At 44.0% G+C, this 15982-nt stretch carries 14 protein-coding genes, 17 tRNA genes and 1 rRNA gene; 3 read left to right on the top strand and 29 right to left on the bottom strand.

The window, feature by feature from the left end:
• Positions 1–94 precede the first annotated feature (94 nt).
• Positions 95–1552, bottom strand: a complete 1458-nt coding sequence (gltX, locus tag FRX57_RS04700) for a glutamate--tRNA ligase (protein WP_146567216.1) — start codon at positions 1550–1552, stop codon at positions 95–97.
• A gap of 386 nt (positions 1553–1938) precedes the next feature.
• Between gltX and FRX57_RS04705 the strand changes: the two genes are divergently transcribed.
• Positions 1939–2751: a formate/nitrite transporter family protein gene (locus FRX57_RS04705; protein ID WP_146567218.1), complete on the top strand. Its 813-nt coding sequence runs from the start codon at positions 1939–1941 to the stop codon at positions 2749–2751.
• Positions 2752–2795: 44 nt separating this feature from the next.
• On the opposite strand, the gene radA is transcribed toward FRX57_RS04705, so the two are convergent.
• Together radA and FRX57_RS04715 are read right to left on the bottom strand one after the other, a co-directional pair.
• Positions 2796–4160 carry a DNA repair protein RadA gene (gene radA / locus FRX57_RS04710; protein ID WP_146567220.1) on the bottom strand — a complete coding sequence of 455 codons (1365 nt, stop codon included), beginning with the start codon at positions 4158–4160 and terminating at the stop codon, positions 2796–2798.
• 114 nt (positions 4161–4274) lie between these two features.
• Complete coding sequence (locus FRX57_RS04715) at positions 4275–4721, bottom strand: dUTP diphosphatase (protein ID WP_281287364.1); 447 nt, start codon at positions 4719–4721, stop codon at positions 4275–4277.
• A 141-nt stretch (positions 4722–4862) separates the two neighbouring features.
• On the opposite strand from FRX57_RS04715, the gene FRX57_RS04720 reads away from it, so the two are divergent.
• Positions 4863–5879 (top strand): NAD(P)H-dependent glycerol-3-phosphate dehydrogenase, encoded by a 1017-nt coding sequence (locus FRX57_RS04720; protein ID WP_146567224.1) that lies wholly within the window; start codon positions 4863–4865, stop codon positions 5877–5879.
• 28 nt (positions 5880–5907) lie between these two features.
• Positions 5908–6816 carry a UTP--glucose-1-phosphate uridylyltransferase GalU gene (galU, locus tag FRX57_RS04725; RefSeq protein ID WP_146567226.1) on the top strand — a complete coding sequence of 303 codons (909 nt, stop codon included), beginning with the start codon at positions 5908–5910 and terminating at the stop codon, positions 6814–6816.
• Between the two features lie 39 nt (positions 6817–6855).
• On the opposite strand, the gene FRX57_RS04730 is transcribed toward galU, so the two are convergent.
• The 26 genes from FRX57_RS04730 to rrf all read right to left on the bottom strand — a co-directional run bounded on the left by FRX57_RS04730 (position 6856) and on the right by rrf (position 15972).
• Entirely contained in the window at positions 6856–7530 is a 675-nt protein-coding gene (locus tag FRX57_RS04730; protein WP_425472612.1) for a rhomboid family intramembrane serine protease, read from the bottom strand.
• Positions 7527–8054 (bottom strand): 5-formyltetrahydrofolate cyclo-ligase, encoded by a 528-nt coding sequence (locus tag FRX57_RS04735; RefSeq protein ID WP_146567267.1) that lies wholly within the window; start codon positions 8052–8054, stop codon positions 7527–7529. The genes FRX57_RS04730 and FRX57_RS04735 overlap by 4 nt, the downstream gene beginning before the upstream one ends.
• A 4-nt stretch (positions 8055–8058) precedes the next feature.
• Positions 8059–9069, bottom strand: coding sequence for a phosphate acyltransferase PlsX (plsX, locus tag FRX57_RS04740; RefSeq protein WP_146567228.1), 1011 nt, complete (start codon positions 9067–9069; stop codon positions 8059–8061).
• 42 nt (positions 9070–9111) lie between these two features.
• A complete protein-coding gene (recO, locus tag FRX57_RS04745; RefSeq protein ID WP_146567230.1) occupies positions 9112–9876 on the bottom strand; it encodes a DNA repair protein RecO in 765 nt (254 codons plus the stop codon).
• 60 nt (positions 9877–9936) lie between these two features.
• Positions 9937–10905 carry a ribose-phosphate diphosphokinase gene (locus FRX57_RS04750; RefSeq protein ID WP_146567247.1) on the bottom strand — a complete coding sequence of 323 codons (969 nt, stop codon included), beginning with the start codon at positions 10903–10905 and terminating at the stop codon, positions 9937–9939.
• 144 nt (positions 10906–11049) lie between these two features.
• On the bottom strand, positions 11050–12744 hold the full coding sequence (locus tag FRX57_RS04755; RefSeq protein WP_146567249.1) for a CHAP domain-containing protein: 1695 nt from the start codon (positions 12742–12744) through the stop codon (positions 11050–11052).
• Between the two features lie 106 nt (positions 12745–12850).
• On the bottom strand, positions 12851–13336 hold the full coding sequence (gene mreD, locus FRX57_RS04760; RefSeq protein WP_186600828.1) for a rod shape-determining protein MreD: 486 nt from the start codon (positions 13334–13336) through the stop codon (positions 12851–12853).
• Between the two features lie 9 nt (positions 13337–13345).
• Positions 13346–14161, bottom strand: coding sequence for a rod shape-determining protein MreC (mreC, locus tag FRX57_RS04765; RefSeq protein ID WP_146567253.1), 816 nt, complete (start codon positions 14159–14161; stop codon positions 13346–13348).
• Positions 14162–14228: 67 nt separating this feature from the next.
• Positions 14229–14316: transfer RNA gene (locus FRX57_RS04770), tRNA-Ser, on the bottom strand.
• A 13-nt stretch (positions 14317–14329) separates the two neighbouring features.
• A tRNA-Ile gene (locus FRX57_RS04775) sits at positions 14330–14403 on the bottom strand.
• A gap of 45 nt (positions 14404–14448) precedes the next feature.
• Positions 14449–14519: transfer RNA gene (locus FRX57_RS04780), tRNA-Gly, on the bottom strand.
• A gap of 7 nt (positions 14520–14526) precedes the next feature.
• Positions 14527–14599: transfer RNA gene (locus FRX57_RS04785), tRNA-Phe, on the bottom strand.
• A 9-nt stretch (positions 14600–14608) separates the two neighbouring features.
• A tRNA-Met gene (locus FRX57_RS04790) sits at positions 14609–14682 on the bottom strand.
• A 10-nt stretch (positions 14683–14692) separates the two neighbouring features.
• A tRNA-Ser gene (locus FRX57_RS04795) sits at positions 14693–14782 on the bottom strand.
• Between the two features lie 13 nt (positions 14783–14795).
• Positions 14796–14869, bottom strand: a tRNA-Ile gene (locus FRX57_RS04800).
• Positions 14870–14898: 29 nt separating this feature from the next.
• Positions 14899–14972, bottom strand: a tRNA-Met gene (locus FRX57_RS04805).
• Positions 14973–14977: 5 nt separating this feature from the next.
• Positions 14978–15051, bottom strand: a tRNA-Pro gene (locus tag FRX57_RS04810).
• 11 nt (positions 15052–15062) lie between these two features.
• Positions 15063–15136: transfer RNA gene (locus FRX57_RS04815), tRNA-Arg, on the bottom strand.
• Positions 15137–15156: 20 nt separating this feature from the next.
• A tRNA-Leu gene (locus FRX57_RS04820) sits at positions 15157–15242 on the bottom strand.
• A 6-nt stretch (positions 15243–15248) separates the two neighbouring features.
• A tRNA-Gly gene (locus FRX57_RS04825) sits at positions 15249–15320 on the bottom strand.
• Positions 15321–15327: 7 nt separating this feature from the next.
• Positions 15328–15400 (bottom strand) — tRNA-Thr (locus FRX57_RS04830).
• A 13-nt stretch (positions 15401–15413) separates the two neighbouring features.
• Positions 15414–15495 (bottom strand) — tRNA-Leu (locus tag FRX57_RS04835).
• A 5-nt stretch (positions 15496–15500) separates the two neighbouring features.
• Positions 15501–15573: transfer RNA gene (locus FRX57_RS04840), tRNA-Lys, on the bottom strand.
• Positions 15574–15611: 38 nt separating this feature from the next.
• Positions 15612–15684 (bottom strand) — tRNA-Asp (locus tag FRX57_RS04845).
• Between the two features lie 4 nt (positions 15685–15688).
• A tRNA-Val gene (locus tag FRX57_RS04850) sits at positions 15689–15761 on the bottom strand.
• Between the two features lie 95 nt (positions 15762–15856).
• Positions 15857–15972 (bottom strand): 5S ribosomal RNA (gene rrf, locus FRX57_RS04855).
• Between the last annotated feature and the right edge of the window lie 10 nt (positions 15973–15982).

Consider the following 15982-nt stretch of genomic DNA (forward strand, 5'->3'; position numbering starts at 1 on the left):
TCCGTAACCTTTATTTTACCATGCTTCTTGCTTTTCCGCAAGTCAGACTTATGGAAATAAAAAGCGGGAAGAAGGCTTCTTCTCGCTTTACTAATTAGGCTAATTTAGCCAACATCTCCGTCAAATGTTGGATTGACTTTTCTTGCCCCAAGAGATAGATGGTATTTGGCAAATCCGGACCGTGCATCTCACCAGACACGGCGATACGGATTGGCATAAAGAGGTTTTTCCCCTTAATTCCTGTTTCTTTCTGCACTGCCTTAATTTGTGGGGCAATGTTTTCTGCCAAGAAATCTGCTGCCGATAGTTCTGCCAATTTTTCCTTAAAGGCTGCCAAGACCGTCGGTACTGTTTCAGCCGCCATGACTTCCATAGCTTCTTGACTCAAGGTTGGGAAATCTGTAAAGAAGAGATCGGTCAGAGGGACGATTTCATCAGCCGACGTCATTTGTGGCTGGTAGAGGGCCACCATGGCTTCTGCCTTATCCGTCAAACGACCTGCCTCAGCCAAATAAGGTTTGGTCAATTCAAAGATTGTCTGACTGTCACTACGTTTGATGTAGTCATTGCTCATCCAATCCATCTTCTTCTGGTCAAAGGCTGCCGGTGATTTACTCAAACGGTTTTCGTCAAACAGGTCAATCAACTGCTCGTGAGAGAAGATTTCTTCCTCACCACCAGGATTCCAGCCCAAGAGCGAAATAAAATTAAAGACAGCTTCTGGCAAGTAGCCTTTTTTACGATAGTCTTCAATAAATTGTAGGGTATTGGTGTCACGCTTGGACAGTTTTTTCCCTGTTTCTGAGTTGATAATGAGGGTCATGTGACCAAACTCAGGTGCTTCCCAACCCAAGGCTTCATAAATCATCAACTGCTTAGGCGTATTGGCGATGTGGTCATCCCCACGGATAACATGGGAAATCTCCATCAAATGGTCATCAATAACCACAGCAAAGTTATAGGTTGGGTAGCCATCTTTTTTCTGGATAACCCAGTCACCACCGATATTGACCCCTTCAAATTCAATCTCGCCCTTGACCATGTCAGTCCATTTATAGATACCCGCTTCATTGACCGCTAGACGAACCGTAGGAACAATCCCTTGTGCCTCACGCTCCGCAATGTAGGCTGCCTTTTCATCCTCAGTCATGCCAAGAAATTCATTAACATAGCGTGGTGTTTCGCCCGCCGCTTCTTGACGTTCACGCTCTGCCGCCAATTCTTCTTCTGTCACATAAGACTTGTAGGCCAGGCCTTTTTCTAAGAGCTGGTCAACATATTTTTGGTAAATCTCTAAGCGTTCTGACTGACGATACTGGTCATGTGTTTCTGGACTTTCATCCCAATCAATCCCCAACCAACGTAAGTTTTCTAACTGCGAGCGTTCACCATCTTCCACATGACGCTTGCGGTCAGTATCCTCGATACGGATAATAAATTGCCCCCCATGATGACGAGCATAGAGGTAGTTAAACAAGGCTGTACGAGCATTTCCAATGTGAAGTAGCCCTGTTGGACTTGGTGCATAACGCACACGAATGGATTTAGACATGTCTTTCTCCTGTATCTAGTAAATTTTTCAATCCCTTTTATTATACCATAAAAGCGGCCAAGACGGGGAAGAATTGACCACTCAACCCTCAAGGGAAAACTCGTCTTAATCTACTGTCCAATCACCAATATTTTGCTCTGATGGAAAACTACTCCACATCATGAGGGGCCACAGAGGTCTGATTGGTTCAGATAAATCTTCCAAAATAAGGGTGTTTTTCCCTCCCTCTAATCCTTTGACAATCAAAGTTTCCACCCCTTCATCTGCTCGCTATCGCATGAAAACGCTCCACTCAAAAAATGTGAAAAATTTTACTAATTAGACTGCTTTTTCTGGTGAGAATATGGTATAATAGCTATGCTTTATTAAGAAATAGGAGAGAAAAAATGAAAGACAATTATAATGTTTACAATAGTGAACTCCTCAGTAGTCTGGCCAAAAGCATCGAGAAAAAAGATGACCTCTCTCGCCACAACTATCTAAAATATGCTGTGCGCTCAATGCTTGCGACCATGTTCTTGACTTTGGGAACTGCTGTAGCTTTTTATATTGCATCTTACAGCGATAACCTGGCCCCCCATTCTGGTAAATTGCTCTATGCCTTTATGTTTAGCTGGTCCTTGGTTATGATTGTCTACATGAATGCAGAGCTTGGGACGTCAAACATGATGTATATGACTAGCGCCGTTTATAATAAAAAATTACGCTTCTTGACGGCTGGTAAGATTCTAGCAACCTGTATCTTCTTCAACTTTGTTGGTGCGGTTATCTTCGCTTGGCTCATGTCAAAAACCACACCCTTTAGTCATTTGCCGGCGGATAGCTATCTCTTTGAAGCTGTAAGTGCCAAGCTGGCTAAATCGCCAATGACCCAATTGATTGAAGGAATTTTTGCCAATATCGTGGTTAACACAGCTGTCTTTGTCGCCTTGCGAATGAAGGATGATATTGGCAAGGTCTTCTCAATGGTCTTTATCATCTACATTTTTGCTTTCTTGGGCTTTGAGCACGTTATCGCCAACTTCGTTTCCTTCCCGCTAGCTTTCTTTGCCAATGGTGGACCGGTTGAGGGCATGACCGTCATGAGTGTCATCTCTAACTTCTTCTTTGCTGGTCTTGGTAACTATATCGGTGGTGGTTTGATTATTGGTCTGCTTTATAGCTGGCTCAATCGCTCATCTGAAATCTATGTGGACTAATAGAAAAAAACAAGCTTTTGCAAAAGCTTGTTTTTTTGTCAGCATCAGCCCTTGAAAACCTGTTGTAAGACATCATTGACCCTGGCAAGGCCAATCACTTCTATCCCTTTGGGAATGTCTATGCCTGACAGGGAATTCTTAGGCACATAAATTTTAGTAAAGCCTAGTTTGACAGCTTCATTGATCCGTTGTTCAATGCGTGTGACACGGCGAATCTCACCAGTCAAACCAATCTCACCAATAAAGGCTTCCTGAGGATTGGTCGGCTGCTCCTTGTAACTCGACACCAAGGCAACTGCTACCGCCAAATCAATGGCTGGCTCATCTAATTTGACCCCGCCAGCTGACTTGAGGTAGGCATCCTGGTTTTGCAAGAGCAGGCCACAACGTTTCTCCAAGACAGCCATAATCAGACTGACGCGGTTAAAGTCCAAACCAGTGGTTGTTCGCTTGGCATTACCAAAAACAGTCGGCGTGACCAAAGCCTGTACTTCGGCTAGAATCGGACGTGTTCCCTCCATGGTCACGACAATGGCAGAACCTGTCGCCCCATCCAAACGTTCCTCCAAAAAGACCTGACTAGGGTTGAGTACTTCTACTAGACCAACTGACTGCATTTCAAAAATCCCAATTTCATTGGTGGAACCAAAGCGATTTTTAACCGCACGCAGGATACGAAAGGTATGGTGGCGCTCCCCTTCAAAATACAGTACCGTGTCCACCATATGTTCCAACATGCGGGGACCAGCCAGTGTCCCTTCCTTAGTCACATGCCCCACGATGAAAATGGCAATATCATTAGTCTTGGCCAGCTGCATTAACTCAGCAGTGACTTCACGCACCTGACTGACCGAGCCTTGAACACCAGAAATTTCCGGACTCATGACCGTCTGAATGGAGTCGATAATCAAAAAATCTGGTGCCAACTTTTCAATCTCTGCACGAATGCTCTGCATATTGGTTTCCGCATAGAGATAAAAATCATTGTCAATCTTACCCAGACGCTCACTGCGTAATTTAATTTGCTGGGCGGATTCCTCACCTGAGACATAAAGTACTGTTCCCTTGTCAGCCAGCTGGGTGGATACCTGCAAGAGTAGGGTGGATTTCCCAATACCCGGATCACCCCCAATCAAGACAAGACTACCAGGAACAACGCCTCCGCCCAAAACTCGGTTAAATTCCTCCATGTCCGTCTTGGTCCGCTCCACCTGAATGGAATGAACCTCATTGAGTTTCATGGGCTTGGTCTTTTCACCCGTCAAGGAAATACGGGCATTTTTGACTTCGGCAACTTCCACCTCTTCAACAAAAGACGACCACTCCGAACAATTAGGACAACGTCCCAAATACTTGGGCGAGTGGTAGCCGCACTCCTGACAAATAAAGGTTGTTTTTTTCTTAGCGATGATGATTTCCTCCTATAACTCACATTCTAACATTTGACAGTAGGCAATGGTTTCTCTGGGGACAAATTGGTCCATCAACCTATCGTGACAGACCATAGAAGTCTGCCTGATAGCCTACTTCCCTGTACTGCCAAATCCACCCGTGCGAACACCCGTCGCCTCATCGCCATCAGCCAGTAGGAAAGGAGCGAAAACTGCCTGGACAATCCTTTCGCCTACTGCTAAGGTCACTGGCTGGTCGGTAATGTTTTGCATTTGAGCAAAGATATGGCCTTCATTGGCTGGATTGTTATAATAATCGCCGTCAATCACCCCAACCGAGTTAATCAAGACCAAACCTTTCTTACGAGGGTTGGACGAACGATCATAGAGATAGAGTACTTCTCCCGCCTGCATATAGGCCTTGACCCCTGTCGGCACCAGCTTGATTTCCCCTGGTGCAAGGACCACCTCCTCTGCCACTTTCAAATCATAGCCTGCAGCCTGAGCGGTTTCTCGTTTGGGCAATAATCTTTCATCAGTGAACTGACTGACCAGTTCAAAACCACGCACTTTTGTCATCATAACCTCTTTTCTAGTCTCTCCTATCATTATACAAAAGAATAGGGAAAAACTCAAAAATGATAAGCAATATAAATCGGTGGTCATCTGAGGCCATTTATGATATAATGAAAGCGATACAAGCTTCTTAAAGGAGGTTATATGACCAAGCAAGCAATTGCTGTTCTCGGCCCAGGTTCTTGGGGAACAGCACTGGCCCAAGTTCTCAATGACAATGGCCATGATGTCAGAATTTGGGGAAATATTCCCCAGCAAATTGACGAAATCAATCAACAACATACCAATTCACACTATTTCAAGGACCTTGTTTTAGATGAAAACATCAAGGCCTATACGGACTTAAAGCAAGCCTTGGCTGATGTTGACGCTGTGCTCTTTGTTGTGCCAACCAAGGTCACACGATTGGTTGCCCAGCAAGTGGCTCAAACCTTAGACCATCAAGTGACCATCATGCACGCCTCAAAAGGCCTAGAACCTGGCACCCACCAACGATTGTCCAGTATTTTAGAAGAAGAAATCCCTTCAACTCTTCGCCATGAGGTGGTAGTGGTCTCAGGACCTAGCCACGCTGAGGAAACCATTGTCCGTGACATCACGCTGATTACCGCTGCCTCAAAAGATTTAGAGCAGGCCAAGTATGCCCAACACCTTTTCAGCAACCACTACTTCCGTCTCTATACCAATACCGATGTTATTGGTGTTGAAACGGCTGGTGCCTTGAAAAATATCATTGCCGTTGGAGCTGGTGTTTTACAAGGCTTGGGTTATGGCGACAATGCCAAGGCTGCTATCATTACTCGGGGCTTGGCTGAAATCACTCGGCTCGGGGTCAAATTAGGGGCTGATCCCTTAACCTATAGTGGCCTATCGGGGGTCGGGGACCTCATTGTCACCGGAACATCTGTTCACTCTCGAAATTGGCGAGCCGGCTATGCCCTAGGCCAAGGGGAAAAACTGGCCGATATTGAAAAAAATATGGGCATGGTCATTGAAGGCATTTCCACAACCAAGGTTGCCTATGAAATTGCTCAGGAACTGGGGGTCTACATGCCCATTACCACTGCCATCTACCAGGTCATCTATGAAAATGCTGATATCAGAACTAGCATTCTCAACATGATGTCCAATGAATTCCGCTCCGAAAACGAGTGGCAATAATATTGTTAATAACCAAGGAGAAACCACTATGAAAAAAGTTAGAAAAGCTGTCATTCCTGCAGCCGGTTTAGGCACACGTTTCTTGCCGGCCACCAAGGCACTGGCCAAGGAAATGTTACCCATCGTTGACAAACCAACCATTCAATTTATCGTTGAAGAAGCCTTAAAATCTGGTATCGAAGATATCTTGGTGGTTACTGGTAAGGCCAAACGCTCCATCGAAGACCATTTTGACTCAAACTTTGAATTAGAATACAATTTGAAAGAAAAGGGGAAAAATGACCTCCTAAAACTCGTTGATGAAACCACTGGTATTCGCCTTCACTTCATCCGCCAAAGTCATCCGCGTGGACTAGGCGATGCTGTTTTACAAGCCAAGGCTTTCGTTGGTAACGAGCCCTTTGTGGTCATGCTGGGTGATGATTTGATGGACATTACCGATGACAAGGCTGTGCCATTAACCAAACAACTCATGAACGACTACGAGGCGACCCATGCGTCAACGATTGCCGTTATGCCAGTTCCCCACGAAGATGTTTCTGCTTACGGAGTTATCGCTCCACATGGCGAGGGGATTAATGGACTTTACAGTGTGGATACCTTTGTTGAAAAACCAGCCCCAGAAGAAGCTCCAAGTGACTTGGCCATCATCGGTCGCTACCTATTAACACCTGAGATTTTTGAGATTTTGGAAAATCAAGCACCGGGAGCAGGCAATGAAATTCAACTGACCGATGCCATTGACACCTTAAATAAAACACAACGTGTCTTTGCTCGTGTCTTCACTGGTAACCGTTATGATGTTGGTGATAAATTTGGCTTTATGACCACATCTATCGACTATGCCCTCAAACATCCACAGGTCAAAGACAACCTTAAACAATATATTATTGACCTTGGTAAGAAATTAGAACAGGCTGATAAAAAAAGTAAATAGCTAAACTAGCTGAGCAAAGCTCAGCTAGTTTTTCATTTATTAGGTAAGATAAAATAGGACTAATAAGAGCAGGCATAGGATTAGGTAAGCCATTCCAGCTAGCCAACGTCTTCTAACACTAACTAATGTCGAAGCCCAAGGAAGGGGGATAAAGAGACTGGCTAAAACACCACCAATCAAGCCGCCTAAATGGCCAACTAGGCTGACATCTGGCATGAAGATATTGAATAAGAGATTGATAAAAAGCAAGGTCTGGTACTGACGACCCAGCTGTCTCAAATAAGGATTCTTAGCCAAATAACCAACCACCACAATGGCACCAAACAAGCCAAAGAGTGAGGTTGATGCCCCCGCTGCTAGAACACTTGGCGTCAAAGACATGGTCAAGAGATTACCAAAAATTCCCGCCAAAAGGTAAAGAAGTAAAAAACGTCTTGATCCCCACAAATCCTCAGCCAAATGCCCTAAGAAATAGAGGGTCAGGCTATTCATCAGCAGATGTTGCCAACCAATATGCACAAAAATTGGGGTGATTAACCGCCACAGCTGACTGGGGAAAGCCTTAACCACTTCCCCATACATGCCACCAAAAGTAAAAATAGCTTGGGCTGATGTTGCCCGTCCCAAATAAATCACTTGCATCAGGAAAAACATGCTGACCGTCACAACCAAAAGAAAGGTCGTTGCCGGATATTTTTTCCATTCAGTTATCATAAAATCAATACCTCTCCAACCCTAATATCATGTGCTTCTGGCTGAAAATTCAACTGCTGACAGGGATAAACTGTAGAGACTGTTCTCCCCTCAAAATCAGCCAAATACCGATCATAATAGCCACCACCAAAACCGATGCGATAGCCAGCCGCATTCACCGCCAGGGCTGGTACATGAATCAAGTCAATCTTGTTCTTTGCAACCCCCTCAGAGGATAAAGGTTCCCAAATCCCAAAATGATTTTTTTGCAACTGATCTGGCTGATAAGGAACAAACATCATTTTTCCTTGGGGAAAGATTTTAGGAACCAAGATTTCCTTGCCTGCTGACAGGGCTGCTTGAATCACTAGCTGCGTGTCATATTCAAAATCAAAGGCCAAGTAAGTGGCTAAACAGCTAGCCTCCTTATAGGCAGGAAGGGCCAAAAAAGCCTGTAACAAGGCCTGATCCATCCCAGCTTTCAGATGTCTATCTTGACTTTTTAAGGCTCTTAAAGCCCTTTGAGCAAGGTCTTTTTTCCTCAAATCGTCACTCTGTTCCCTTCTCTGTTGCTTCAAAAGTCGTCACCAACTGGGTCACAACCTCGGTCGCCAACATCTTGCGTGTCTGCTTGATGGTGTGATAAATCGCCTGACTATCACTGGAACCATGAGCCTTAATAACCGGTGCTTTGACGCCAAACAGTACCGCACCACCAGCACTAGAATAGTCCAAACTATCCTTCATGCCACGCAGACTATCCTTAACCAAGAGAGCTCCTAGCTTGGTTCTTAGACCACCACCTGTCAAAGTCGTTTTCAACTGGCCAAGGATAGCCATGGCCGTCCCTTCCATGGTTTTCAGGACAGCATTTCCCGTAAAACCGTCTGCAACGATAACATCAGCAACACCAGCCATCAAATCCCTGGCCTCAACATTACCAACAAAATGTAAACTGTCATCATTGGCCAAGAGGTCATAGGCTTCCTTGCGTAGTGGGTCACCCTTGCTAGCCTCGGTACCATTGTTGAGCAGACCAATACGCGGCTTGTCAATGTTGCGGACATATTTGGCATAGAAACTACCCAAGATAGCGTATTGGTGCAAATGCTTGGGAGTATTTTCAGCATTAGCTCCTAAATCTAACATGTCAAAACCTTGACCATCCGTCGTCGGTAGGGTGGATAGGAGACCTGGACGATCAATGCCCTTAATCCGCCCGACCACAAACAAGCCTGCCGCTAGTAAAGCCCCCGTATTGCCGGCCGACACAATAGCATCTGCTTCGCCATTTTTAACAGCCTTGGCTGCCAAAACCATGCTAGCCTCTTTCTTTTGCCGAATGGCCTTGGCTGGCTCGTCATCTGAAGCAATTTTTTCCCTCGTATGAATGATGGTCACTCGCTCCTTGCTGGTCAGATAAGGACGAATTTTGTCCTCATCACCATAGAGTTGAATTTCAATATCATCAAAGGCCGCTAGGGCTTGGTTAACCCCCTCAACAATCGCCTGAGGAGCATGGTCACCACCCATCGCATCAATTGCAAGTCGTTTTCTCATCTTTCATATCCTTTCTACTAATCGTTTTATTATATCATGATTTCAGCTATTTTTCTGCATCATGTGACCCCATCCCTGTAAATCATCAATAAATTTTTTACTTTTCAAATGAATCCCAACATATTCTTCATAGATTTGATCGATGAAATCACGGAGTTCTTTTTTTATGCCCGGCTGCAACCTAATCTGCTTTAGCTCCGAAAATTGCATGTGCTGAAATTTGTTCAATAAATAAGGAACATTGGGATTTAAGTGGCTGCGACGGGGATCCCTGTCATAATGTTGCGGACAAAGTAAGCCAGCATAAGTAAATGAAAAATCAAAGGCTTGCCCTACCTGATGGCAAACCAAGCAATCATGAAAATTCAAACTGACCCCAAACCGTTCCAAAATTTGTATTTCAAAAATATTGGTCAAAACCTCATAATCCAAGCCCTGCTCCATTAAATCCAAGGTTTTCACCAAAAAAGCAAACAGATGAGGGTCATAGGTTCCATCAGTAATGGCCGCATCTGCCAGAGAAAGCAGATAAGTTGCATAAGCCAAGGAAAAAATATCTGATTGAATCCCATGAAATGTTCTCACCTGACCATAATCTTCAATATAAGACAGGCCTTCATCATTAACCTTTACGATAAAATCAGCTATCACTAAAGGTTGAATCACCGAGGCTAATTTTGAGCGACTTGCATGTTTAACAAAAAACATGCGCTTTCCCGCCGCTTCCGTAAATATTTTAACCAGCTTGTCATCTTCCCTAAAATTACGGTTATAAAGAATCAAACCACGTGTCTCCTGCATTACCATAGTTTCTATTATATCAAAAAAATCACTAGAACGTTCTAGTGATTTGATTTTTTAAGCTTATTACTTAGCATTAGCTAATTCAAACAATGGAGAAAGTGGGCGTTTTTCATGGATACGAATAATGGCTTCAGCAATCAAATCTGTAATCGAAATTTGTTCAATCTTGTCAATCAAACGCTCTTCAGGCAAATAAATCGTATCCAGTACAACTAATTTTTCAATAGCTGACTGTTGAATATTATCCATAGCCGGACCTGATAGGACAGGATGGGTGCATGAAGCATAAACACGTGTTGCACCTGCAGCAGCCAAGGCATCGGCTGCATGAGCAATAGTACCTGCCGTATCAATCATGTCATCAATTAAAATACAAGTCTTACCTTCCACATTACCGATAATATTCATCACTTCGCTGGTATTCATCTTATCCACACTACGACGTTTATCAATAATAGCAATCGGTGTCTTCAAAAATTGAGCTAACTTACGAGCACGTGTTACACCGCCATGGTCAGGACTAACCACTACATACTCTTCCCCTTCCATTCCACGTCTCACAAAATAATCGGCAATCAGAGGTGCTCCCATCAAATGATCCACCGGAATGTCAAAGAATCCTTGAATCTGTGCTGCATGCAAATCCACAGTCAACAAGCGATCAACACCCGCTACTTGTAACATATTAGCGACCAGTTTTGAGGTAATTGGCTCACGCGAACGGGCCTTACGATCCTGACGAGCATAACCATAATAAGGCATGACCACACTGATTGATTCTGCACTAGCGCGTTTCAAAGCATCCACCATAATTAAGATTTCCATCAAATTATCATTAACTGGTGAACTTGTTGACTGCAAGATAAAAACATGGTGGCCCCGAATAGACTCTTCAATATTAACCTGCAACTCACCATCAGAAAATTGACGAACACTTGACTTCCCAAGCTCAATTCCCATCGTACTTGCTACTCTTTGCGCCAACTCTTGATTTGACGATAGAGCAAACAATTTTAGGTTTGAATATGACATGATTTCCTCCAAAGTTTTAGTCCACTACTATTTTAGCCTTTTTTTCCCTTTTTTTCAAATCAAAATGGCAAATCACCACATAATCTTAACAAAACATAAAATCACCAGAAAGAAACTTTCCAGTGATTTCGTTTAACGCTTAGCTTATGGATAAATGTACATTACTGTACCACCCCAATAACTTTCGTAAGGGTTAAAGGTACCACGATAGTTACCAATTGATTGATTACCATTGTAGTTAGATTCCATTACTTGGATACTTGTTGGACTATTAACTGCTGTAACAAGGGCAACGTGACCATAGCCACCACCATCATATGGCCAAACAGCGATAGCTCCAACCGTTGGAGTCGTTCCTACAGAGTAACCCGCCGCTTGTGCACTAGCAATCCACTGATTACCATTACCCCAATAACCACCAACCCAAGGTGCAAGAGATTTTACACCCCAAGTACATTGACCAACTGGGTATGGATTAGTTGCATCATAAGTCTGTTTTACTGTGGTTGTTTGTTCAACAACTGGTTGAGCTGCAACTTGCTCTTCAACTACCGATGCTGCTGGAGTTTCTGCAACCACAGGCTGCTCTACGACAGGGGCTTCTGATGCGACAACTTCTTCAACAACTGGAGTCTCTGACACAACTGTTTGCTCTACCACTGGCGCTTCTGATGCGATTGGTGCTTCTACAACAGGAGCTTCTGAACTTGCAACGGTTTCCACCACTGGCGCTTCTGATGCAACAACTTCTTCAACTACTGGAGTCTCTGACACAACTGTTTGCTCTACCACTGGCGCTTCTGATGCAACAACTTCTTCAACTACTGGAGTTTCTGACACAACTGCTTGCTCTACCACTGAAGTTTCTGATACGACTGGCGCCTCTACAACAGGAGCTTCTGAACTTGCAACAGTTTCCACCATTGGCGCTTCTGATGCAACAACTTCTTCAACTACCGGAGTTTCTGACACAACTGCTTGCTCTACCACTGAGGTTTCTGATACGACTGGCACTTCTGCAACAGGAGTCTCTGAACTTGCAATTGCTTCTGTGACAATTGGAGTTTCCGTAACAGTTTGCTCTACCACTGGCTCTTGTGCAACAGGAACTACCGCCTCAGCCTGAGCACGAGCTTCCAATTCTGCTTGAATTTGTGCTGCAACAGCCGCTGCTTCTTCAGCTTGCTTTTCAGCAAGAATCACTGCTTTTTGATTCTCTGCATTAGCGATTTCTGTCGCCAAATTAGCCTGGACAACTTCCAACTCAGCTTGTTGGCTTGACAAGGCAACTGTATTAGCTGCAATTGTTGCTTGGTTAGCTGCCACTAAATTTTGAGCCTCTTGGTTTTTAGCTTGTTTAGATTCTAAAGTAACCTTGTCTGCTTTTTGTTGAGACAACATATTATCACTAGCAACCACAATTTCACGGATTGCCACAATGCGGTTGATGGCTTCAGAAATTGATTTTGAGTTCAAAATGGTATTGATATAGTTAGTTGCTGTATTATTTTTTTGAGCACTACGTGCTTGTTTTTTCAATGATGCATTACGAGCAACGATTTTACTTGACAATGATTGAATTTGTTCTGTCAATGCTTGTGACTCAGCTTGCAATCGTTCATTTTCTGCGACTAAATTGTCTTGTTCTACTTGAAGAGAACTTACTTGAGCTTGAATAGCTGCTACTTGACCTTGAGCAAGAGTTTGTTGTTCTGTTAAATTACTAATAACACTATCTTGAGCAGCAATTTGCGAGTCGTAATCTTCCGCGTTTACTGCTGTTGCAGTCGTAAGCGTTACCCCACTAACCAATACTGCTGATAAAATACGTTTTTTCATAATAATGATTACTCCTTCTCTATATGACACTATCTATTATAGCAAATAAAGGCCCGTCTTATGTTACGCATTTATTACACTTATATGTTAAAACAAAGTAATCCTTTTACACATTGGACTTCCATAGCTGAAAAATAAGGTAAAGAAAGATATTATAGAGAAGGGTTGGGGCCAAATTATAGGTGATAAACAAAAGAAACGGGTAGGTTGTGAGCTGATAAAGGCTAGCTAAACCATAAATCATGATTTCAAAAACAAAATTCATGATAATGAAAACCATTAACCCCTGAAAAAATTTCACTTCCTTGTCATAACCCATTTTCCGAATCAAAAAGATGAGACAAGGGAAAATAAGACTGGCCATCCCAAACATATTAACATAATAAAGGTCAAAAATAAGCCCTAACATAAAGTATAGCCAATAAAGATAAGGGCTATCATCTTCTTGTAAATGACAAAGGAGAGCTAGCAAAATCAGATGCGAATTGATTCGTGAATTTTCCCCAAGGAAATCAGACAGTAAATAAGAGACTTGTCCATCAATCAAGAGTAAGAAAAACAAAAAGAGAGGAAATAGCCATTTATTTTTCATCAACATCTCCTACTTCCCCACTAAGGTAACAATTGAAATTTTTGAAAAATCAGCAGTCGGTTTAACATATACCCTCTTGTTGGCATTGTCCACTTCACTAATGCGACCAACTGAAATATTTTCAACAGACTCTCCATCTAAGCCACTGGTTAACACATCAGCATCCCCTTTAAGCTCTGCATCCGTGTTAATTTCAGACACAATAAAGGCTTGTTTTTGATAATCATAGCCCGATAAAATACCATATAGCGTCTTATCCTCACTAGTCCATTTCACAGGGATATCTGGGGCAGTTCCTTGATTAGTCAGTAAGATGACTCGACTACTAGTCTTAGAAACTTCAATCACCTTCCCCACTAAACCATTATTAGCCAAGGCAAACATTCCCTTATTAACTCCCTTATTTTTACCCGTATTAACAACCAAATCATCTAGCCAAGCTGCTGAAGTGCGTACAATAACGTCACCTCTAACCTTAGTGACATTGGCTAACTTTTCGTCCATCTGTAATGACGCACGCAGACTCTCATTCTCACTTTTTAAGGAGACAAGCTCTTTTTCTTGATCTTGCAGACTAATTAGAGTCTTCTTTAATTCTTTATTTTCCTCGTAGGTAACTAGTAAATCATTAACGGTTTGGTTAAGTTGATCAAGCAAACGAAAAGGCGCAGAAACCACCTCATCAACTCGAGCTACTAAACCAGCCACAGGAGTCGATACAGCAGCAATTGACTCTTTATTTTTCAGCATAAAAAAAAGAAATGTGACAAGACTAATGACTATCACAATCAAATGTAGCAAAAACTTAGACCATCGACCTTGCATAACTTTACCCCGGACATTCTAGTAAAAAATAAAACGAGCTATCTTCAGATAACATCGTTTACAAATACGGAGAATAAGGGATTCGAACCCTTGCGCCAGTTACCCGACCTAACGATTTAGCAAACCGTCCTCTTCAGCCTCTTGAGTAATTCTCCAAATTATATTAAATGGGCACGAGTGGACTCGAACCACCGACCTCACGCTTATCAGGCGTGCGCTCTAACCACCTGAGCTACGCGCCCAAGTCATCTACTTGGTAAGCATATACTATAATAATTATTATAGTAAGCGGGTGACGAGAATCGAACTCGCGACAACAGCTTGGAAGGCTGTAGTTTTACCACTAAACTACACCCGCTTATATATGGCGCGAGACGGAATCGAACCGCCGACACATGGAGCTTCAATCCATTGCTCTACCAACTGAGCTACCGAGCCAAGCTTCTATTGCGGGAGCAGGATTTGAACCTACGACCTTCGGGTTATGAGCCCGACGAGCTACCTAGCTGCTCCATCCCGCGATATTAGTTAAGGAGGATGTGGGATTCGAACCCACGCACGCTTTTACACGCCTGACGGTTTTCAAGACCGTTCCCTTCAGCCAGACTTGGGTAATCCTCCATATATCATAACATGGACCTTGTAGGACTCGAACCTACGACCGCTCGGTTATGAGCCGAGTGCTCTAACCAGTTGAGCTAAAGGTCCCCAGCAATCCATCGTTATATTATAACAAATAGCGGCGAAGGGGATCGAACCCCCGACCTCCCGGGTATGAACCGGACGCTCTAGCCAGCTGAGCTACACCGCCATCAATCGGGAAGACAGGATTCGAACCTGCGACCCCTTGGTCCCAAACCAAGTACTCTACCAAGCTGAGCTACTTCCCGATAATTGATGATGCACCCTAGAGGAGTCGAACCTCTAACCGCCTGATTCGTAGTCAGGTACTCTATCCAGTTGAGCTAAGGGTGCTCTATATAATTACTATATGATGCCGAGGACCGGAATCGAACCGGTACGAAGGTTACCCTTCGCAGGATTTTAAGTCCTGTGCGTCTGCCAGTTCCGCCACCCCGGCCCCTCAAGCGAACGACGGGATTCGAACCCGCGACCCCCACCTTGGCAAGGTGGTGTTCTACCACTGAACTACGTTCGCATGATGATGCCGGCTACATGACTTGAACACGCGACCCTCTGATTACAAATCAGATGCTCTACCAACTGAGCTAAGCCGGCCTATTATTAGTTATGCGGGTTAAGGGACTTGAACCCCCACGCCTCGCGGCGCCAGATCCTAAATCTGGTGCGTCTGCCAATTCCGCCAAACCCGCCTATATGACCCGTGCTGGGCTCGAACCAGCGACCCATTGATTAAAAGTCAATTGCTCTACCAACTGAGCTAACGAGTCTAACCAATTGTTTTCCTAAATAGTACTACCACTATTTACGGTCCCGACGGGAATCGAACCCGCGATCTTCGCCGTGACAGGGCGACGTGATAACCGCTACACTACGGGACCTATATGGGAGTTAACGGGATCGAACCGCTGACCCTCTGCTTGTAAGGCAGATGCTCTCCCAGCTGAGCTAAACTCCCATTCTGGGGCTTAGCTCAAACTGGTCCCTGTCGTGCACTAACGCTGCGACAAAGTCGAACTCACGTTCTCCTTAGCTGAGCTAAACTCCCTCTTAGCTAAGCGACTACCATATCTCACAGGGGGCAACCCCCAACTACTTCCGGCGTGCTAGGGCTTAACTACTGTGTTCGGCATGGGTACAGGTGTATCTCCTAGGCTATCATCACTTAACTAACTCTTC

Source organism: Streptococcus cuniculipharyngis, assembly GCF_007859195.1.
GTDB lineage: Bacteria > Bacillota > Bacilli > Lactobacillales > Streptococcaceae > Streptococcus > Streptococcus cuniculipharyngis.

Excerpts from the sequence above, each read along its gene's own strand:
- mreC (WP_146567253.1), bottom strand. The coding sequence starts at position 14,161 with ATGCAAGGTCGATGGTCTAAGTTTTTGCTACATTTGATTGTGATAGTC.
- plsX (WP_146567228.1), bottom strand. The coding sequence starts at position 9,069 with ATGAGAAAACGACTTGCAATTGATGCGATGGGTGGTGACCATGCTCCT.
- gltX (WP_146567216.1), bottom strand. The coding sequence starts at position 1,552 with ATGTCTAAATCCATTCGTGTGCGTTATGCACCAAGTCCAACAGGGCTA.
- FRX57_RS04705 (WP_146567218.1), top strand. The coding sequence starts at position 1,939 with ATGAAAGACAATTATAATGTTTACAATAGTGAACTCCTCAGTAGTCTG.
- galU (WP_146567226.1), top strand. The coding sequence starts at position 5,908 with ATGAAAAAAGTTAGAAAAGCTGTCATTCCTGCAGCCGGTTTAGGCACA.
- recO (WP_146567230.1), bottom strand. The coding sequence starts at position 9,876 with ATGGTAATGCAGGAGACACGTGGTTTGATTCTTTATAACCGTAATTTT.
- FRX57_RS04755 (WP_146567249.1), bottom strand. The coding sequence starts at position 12,744 with ATGAAAAAACGTATTTTATCAGCAGTATTGGTTAGTGGGGTAACGCTT.
- FRX57_RS04750 (WP_146567247.1), bottom strand. The coding sequence starts at position 10,905 with ATGTCATATTCAAACCTAAAATTGTTTGCTCTATCGTCAAATCAAGAG.
- mreD (WP_186600828.1), bottom strand. The coding sequence starts at position 13,336 with ATGAAAAATAAATGGCTATTTCCTCTCTTTTTGTTTTTCTTACTCTTG.
- FRX57_RS04730 (WP_425472612.1), bottom strand. The coding sequence starts at position 7,530 with ATGATAACTGAATGGAAAAAATATCCGGCAACGACCTTTCTTTTGGTT.
- FRX57_RS04715 (WP_281287364.1), bottom strand. The coding sequence starts at position 4,721 with ATGACAAAAGTGCGTGGTTTTGAACTGGTCAGTCAGTTCACTGATGAA.
- FRX57_RS04720 (WP_146567224.1), top strand. The coding sequence starts at position 4,863 with ATGACCAAGCAAGCAATTGCTGTTCTCGGCCCAGGTTCTTGGGGAACA.